Annotated in this window: 4 protein-coding genes; all 4 read left to right on the forward strand. The window is 71.5% G+C overall.

The window, feature by feature from the left end:
• A partial coding sequence (locus tag DD1DGNOD_RS13935; protein ID WP_241255708.1) for an ABC transporter permease occupies positions 1-517 on the forward strand: 517 nt, incomplete at its 5' end.
• 229 nt (positions 518-746) lie between these two features.
• Complete coding sequence (locus DD1DGNOD_RS13940) at positions 747-3983, forward strand: FtsK/SpoIIIE domain-containing protein (RefSeq protein ID WP_131766811.1); 3237 nt, start codon at positions 747-749, stop codon at positions 3981-3983.
• Complete coding sequence (locus DD1DGNOD_RS13945; RefSeq protein ID WP_131766812.1) at positions 3980-5098, forward strand: hypothetical protein; 1119 nt, start codon at positions 3980-3982, stop codon at positions 5096-5098. Before DD1DGNOD_RS13940 ends, DD1DGNOD_RS13945 begins: the two co-directional genes overlap by 4 nt.
• Before the next feature lie 79 nt (positions 5099-5177).
• Complete coding sequence (locus DD1DGNOD_RS13950; RefSeq protein ID WP_131766813.1) at positions 5178-5441, forward strand: hypothetical protein; 264 nt, start codon at positions 5178-5180, stop codon at positions 5439-5441.
• Positions 5442-6194: the final 753 nt, after the last annotated feature.

Genomic DNA, 6194 nt, shown 5'->3' on the forward strand with positions numbered 1-6194 from the left:
CCGCGGCCTGATCGACCGGTTCCGCTCGCTACCGATGTCGCGAGGCGCGCTGCTGGCCGGTCGGACCCTGTCGGACCTGGTACGCAACGCGTTCGTAGTTGTGATCATGTTGCTGGTCGGGATCGCGGTCGGCTTCCGCTTCGGCGACACGACCGTGATCGCGGCGTTGGTCGGATTCGCGCTCGTGCTGCTGTTCGCCTATGCCTTCTCCTGGGTGTCGGCGGTGATCGGACTGTCGGTGCACAACGCGGAGGCGGCGCAGTCGGCCGGGTTCATCTGGGTCTTCCCGCTGACCTTCGCCAGCTCCGCGTTCGTTCCGGTCAGCTCGATGCCGGGCTGGTTGCAGGCCTTCGCCGAGCATCAGCCGATCACCGTGACGATCGACGCGACACGGGCGCTGTTCCTCGGTGGTCCGGTCGCCTCCACACTGGCCCAGTCGTTGGCGTGGTGTGTCGGGCTGCTTGCGATCTTCGTGCCGTGGTGTATCAGCGCCTACCGGCGGTCCACCAGCAGCTGACCCGCCGGCTGGCGTCACCTGCTTGGTCAATTGGTCGACCAGCCAGGCAGGTGGTCACGGCAGATGCTGGACCGGACATACTTGGTCCGGGGACGATGCACGGATGCCCCCGTCCGGTAGCGTCACATCCGCGGAAACCATCGGAGTCAGGGAAAACCCCGCCTTGACCGGATCTTGCCGTTAGGTTGGTGCTCCGTCGTGGCATCAGTTTGATCGCGGGGAGGTCGCGGTGTCGGGCACTCGGCGGGTCCGGACACTCGTCACCGGCATCCAGACGTGCCTGGGCGAGGCGCTGAGCCTTGCCGATCAACTGGACGCGTTGGCCGACCAGGCCGAGCTGCCCGGCTCGCCAGGGTCGGCGCCTGCGGGCCGGGTCCGCCCGCCCGGCCGACGTGACCTTTCCGAGGACGCCTGGCATGCCGTCCCCGGCACCGCCGACGAGCAGCTACCGGCCGCGATCGGCATGGCCGCCGCGATCGCCCGTGAGCAGGCGCCGGACTTTGCCGGAGCACCCTGGCCGTCACCGCTGTGGACGTCACTGGGACGGGCCGGCCGTGCGTTGCCGGAGGCCCGCATCCTCGAGTCACCGCAGGGCCGGGACCGTCCGCGTCCGCGGACAGCGGCCGAGCGTCCCTACCGGCCGGGGCTGTGGCGGGTGGGCAGGGTGTTCGTCCCGCCGCTGCTGCCCGGCGGGGACGCCGCCGAGGTGCCACTGGCCGTCAGCCTTCTCGACGGGAGCAACCTGCGGATCGTGGTGGATCGCGATCGCCGTGCCGAGGGTGTCGGTGTTGTGCGTGGCCTGCTCACCCGCGTTCTCGCGGCAGCGCCGCCAGGATCGGTCCGGGTCACCGTGTACGACCCCTACGAGCTGGGCGCCGGGCTCGCCGGCTTCGCTCCGCTGCGGGCTGCCGGTGTGGTAAGCCCCACCCTGACCACCCGGACCCGGCTGGAGGGCGTCCTGGGGGAGCTGTCCGCGGACGTCGGTCGCATCACCGTCGACCGGCTGGGCGGACGGTTCGCCTCCCTGCGGGAACGGGAGGCTGCCGGTCTGCCCCGGGCCGAGCCGTGGCGGCTGCTGGTGCTGCTGGCCTGGCCGTCGCTTGCCGACGACGCCGCGCGGGCGCTGGAAGCGATCACCGCGCAGGGTCCGGCGTGCGGAGTGCACGTGATCGCGTTGGTGGAGGAGGGCGGTACGGTCGCCGTCGCCCGGGCGGGGCACGACACGCTGACCAACGCCGAGACTCTGCGTGCAACCGGATCCGCCGAGGATTCCACCGGCATGGATCTTCCCGCTGGTGCCCGGAGCATTCCCGGGGGCAATCCGGCTTCCGCAGACATTCCGGCGACCTGGCGGTGTTCGCTGTCCGGGCCGCTGGAATGCGAACTGGACGACCCGCCACCGCCTGAGCTGGTGGCCGCGGTCGCCGAGTCCGTCGCAGCCGCGACAGCCGTCGAAGCCGCTCGGCCACCGGACGCCCGGGCGCTCCTTCCCGACACGTTGTGGAGCTTCGACGCAGCCGGCGGTCTGAGTGTTCCGGTGGCGTTCGGACCGGACGGCCCGGTGACTCTCCGTTTCAACGACGACACCGTCCATGCGCTCGTGGGCGGGCAGGCGGGCTCGGGCAAGTCGACGTTGCTGCTCGACGTGGTGTATGGGCTGGCTGCCCGCTACGCCCCGGACCAGTTGCGGTTCCACCTGCTCGACTTCAAGGAGGGCCTGGAGTTCGCCCAGTTCGCACCCCGCGGTGACGACCCGTTCGTCCTGCCGCACGCGGACACCATCGGGATGGACAGCGACCGGGAGTTCGGCGTCGCCGTGCTGCGCCATGTCCGCGCCCAGATGCAGCGTCGCGCCCTGGCCATGCGTGCCGTTGGAGCCCGGGACCTGCGTGGGCTGCGGGTCGCGCGCGGCAGCGCCGGATGGCCGCGGATCATGGTGGTGATCGACGAGTTCCAGGTGATGCTCACCCCGCTCGACGCGGTGTCGCGGGAGGCGGTCTCCCACCTGGAGGTGCTTGCCCGCCAGGGGCGCGCCTACGGCATCCATCTGCTGCTGGCCAGCCAGACGCTGTCGGGGATCGACGCCCTGGACGCCACGGCCGGCAAGCGTGGTTCGATCTTCGGTCAGTTCGCCCTGCGGATCGCGCTGCGCACCTCGATCTCGGAGTCCCGGGTGTTGCTGTCGACCACCAACGAGGCGGCGGGAGCGCTTGCGGGCGTGGGGGAGGCCATCGTCAACCGGCGTAACGGCCATCCGGCCGGCAACGAACTCGTACGGGTGGCCTATCCCGACTCGGCGGTGCTCGCGACGCTGCGCGCGAGCCTTGCGCGGGCGAGCGCGGCCGGCGTGCCGGGCATGGGAGCACCCCGGGTCTTCGTCGGCCACGCACCGGCGGTCCTGGACGACAATCGGCTCTACCGGTCGCTTGCGGGCACGCCCATCCCGGTCGAACATGCCGAGCGCGACGGCGGGGGCGGCATCGAGACCGGCACCGCCGACGTGGGAGCCATCGAGGCCGGCGCGACCGAAGACGGCACCGCGGTCGGCGAGGACACCGGCGCGGTGGCCGAGCCGCTGGCACTGGTGGGGGTTCCCCTCGACCTGCATCCGGCTGCTGTGGGCGTGCGGCTGTCCCCACTGCCAGGACGTAACCTCGCGGTGCTCGGACCACTGCGTCGGGAGGCGGTCGGAGCGCTGCAGGCGGCCGTGGTGAGCATCGCAGGCCAGGCCGCACCGGGCGGCGTGCAGGTCGACATCGTCGCGGTCACCGCTGAGACCACCCAGGCGGCCGAGGTGCTCGCCGAACGGGTCCGTGCCTTCGGGCAGCCTGCCCAGGTCCATCCGCCGGCAGCGCTGCGCCGGGTGCTGCGGGAGACCAGCGACGAGGTACGGATTCGGGAGGAGTCCTCCCTGGCCTTCGCGACCGGCGAGCCGGTGTCCGGCGATCGGCTGCCCGGTGACCGGGCAGCCGGCGGGCCCATGCGGCTGCTCGTCCTGTTCGCCGCCGACGCGGGACGGGCCGTCCTGGAGGCCAAGGAGCAGCCCGCCCGCCGCTCGGGTCTGGACGATCTGCGTTTCGTGACCCGTCGGGGCCCTGGCCAGCGGGTGCACCTGCTGGGCTGGTGGCGCGGTCCGGGCCGGTTGCTCGACGATCTCGGCCCGATGCACCGCGACGACGTGGGGGCGTGGGTCGCGGTCGGCGTGCCCGCGGGTGATCTGTTCAGCCTCGCGGGCAACCGGTCGGTCACCGCCGGGACGAGCCCGAACCGGGCGGTCCTGTTCGACCGGCACGGGCATGCGGAGGCACGCACGATCGTCCCGTTCTCGCCGCTGCGTGGGCAGCCCGGGGCTTCCGGATCGCTGGAGGGCCAACGGCGGAGCGATCATGCTTTTTCCGCGCCCGGGGTCCGGGGGGACACCGCGGGTATCCGTCCTGTGGATCACCGGAAAGGGCTGCCGGAGTGACCGGGCCGGCTGGACGAGTCGACGACAACGGCGCCGGCAGCCGTCCCACACCGCCGGTCGCCGGGGTGGCGATCGAGTCCGGAATCGGTGCGTCCGCAACCCACGAGGCGAGAATCATGGTTGACGTGCCCGACCAGCCGGGTGGATCCCTCGCTGTACCGGATGCTGATCCACAGCGTCGGGTCGATGCCCTACACGACCCCGATCTCGACGACCCGCTGATCGCGGCTGTGCGTTATCGGACGTTGCTCGCAGAGCTCAACCAGGCCAGGAGCAAGGTGGCGGACCGGGTGCTCGCCGGCCAGGAGCGGCGTGCCGCGCTCGCGCGGGCGCACCGGGAATCGGCGGAGGCGATCCGTTCCAAGGTTGAAGAGGTCTGGCGGATGGTGGCCGAACCGCTCGCGCATCACGGGATCAGCACCCTCGATCAGCTCCGGCCGCCGCCGTCGGACCAGGCCGATCACAACGTACCCGCCGTCGCCAGACCCGATCACGCCGTATTCGATCATGACATACCCGTCGTCGCCAGACCCGAGCGCGGTGGACGGCCGATCGCCCGGGCACAGCACCGTCGCGGTGAGCCGGGCCGGACGCGGACGACCGGCGCCGTGCCGCAGCGACGGACGCGTACCAGGCAGACCCCGGCCGGGGCAGTCGCTTCCGGCGCTGGTGCGGCAGTCCCGTTCGAGCCGTCCGAGGCGCCGGGGCGCGCCCACGAACTGTGTCTCACCGCGATGGGGCACGCCGCCGAGTTGCGAGCGGTCACGCGGGCCGGTTCGAGCGCCTCGACCGCGATCGTCATCGGCCTGGGCTGCCTGCTGGCGGCCGGCGGCGTGACCGTGTTGCGGGTGTTGCTCGGGGTCGAGGCGCTACCATCCCTTACCGGCGCCGCCGTTGTCGCCGCCGTCTGCGTGACGGCTCTGACCGACGCGGGGCGGGCGGAGGTTGCCCGTGCGGCGCTGCTCGGGGCCGGTACGGCAGGCGCCGCGGTGTTGGCGACCGTGCGGGTCGTGTCCCTGGACCCGACCGACGTGATTGCTTCGCTCGCCGCGCTGGTGCTGGCGGTCCGGTTCGGGCTCGGGGTCGGTGCACCGCGACGTCCGCAGCGGAAGTGAACCGGCCACAGGGTGTCCAGGGCATGACCCCCCACGTGGGATACAAGAGCGGATGTGACGGAAGAAGGGCAGGACCTCCGTGACGAGCACCATCGCCGACGTCAAGTCCCAGCTTGGTGAGGCGTTCAGGCGTACCGACGAGGTCACCGGTCAGCTGGACGGCGCGCTGACCATGATCGAAGAAGCGCAGGCCATCGTTCTGGCGGCGACCGACGGCAGCGCGCACCGCGCCGTGGAGCAGCTGACCAGCGCCTTGGTGGAGACCCGGGAGCGCATCCAGGACTCGTTGGCAGCACTCGGATCGGCGGTTCAGGAAGTTCGCGACTACAGCGACGGCCTGTAGATCGTCCACGGCCGACCGCCTCCGCACGGCCGGCCGTGGATTCTGGTGTCCGTGCCGGCCTGGGCGATCGGCCCGACCGCGACCGCTCCGCGCGGTGGGGTGGGGTGGGGGTGAGTTGGTACGCGAGGCTGCCGGCGTGCACCGTCAGCGTGACGATGTCGCCCGGCGTGATTGGCCCAGTGAGGCGCGGCAGCGTGATCCGTGTGGACCAGCCCTTGTCACACGGGCGTTTGCCGCCCTTTGGCCCCTGGACACAGGTGGTGGTGCCGACTGGTGGCCGGTCCATCGGCTTGCCCGCGCCGCTCGTCAGGTACGAGACGAACGTGTCGAACGACTGCGACCCGTCGCAGTTGTGCGTCACCAGGTAGGCCATCGGCGACACCTGGCCGACGACCTTGAACGACCGGGTGAACACGTAGAAGCACGAGTCAGCCGGCCAGGTGTTGGCGGTGACGCAGTCTTTGTCCATCCGCCACGCCTTGATCTTGTCTCCGGTGGCCGGGCCGGATCCAGCCTCGCGAAGGCGCGTCGATCATGTGCGCGGCGTAACCTCCAACGGTTTGTCCCGCTCCCCCTGTTCAGGGTGGACCTCACCGGCGCCTCGCTGGACGGGGCGAACCTCACCAGCACGGCGGGGCTGACGCAAGCGCAGATCGATGCCGCCCAGGGGGACGCAGACACGCGGCTGCCGGACGGGCTGACCAGGCCGGCAGCATGGACCACCCCGCCGCCCTGACCCTTGCTGCCGGCGCC

This window comes from Candidatus Protofrankia californiensis (genome assembly GCF_900634765.1).
Taxonomy (GTDB): domain Bacteria; phylum Actinomycetota; class Actinomycetes; order Frankiales; family Frankiaceae; genus Protofrankia; species Protofrankia californiensis.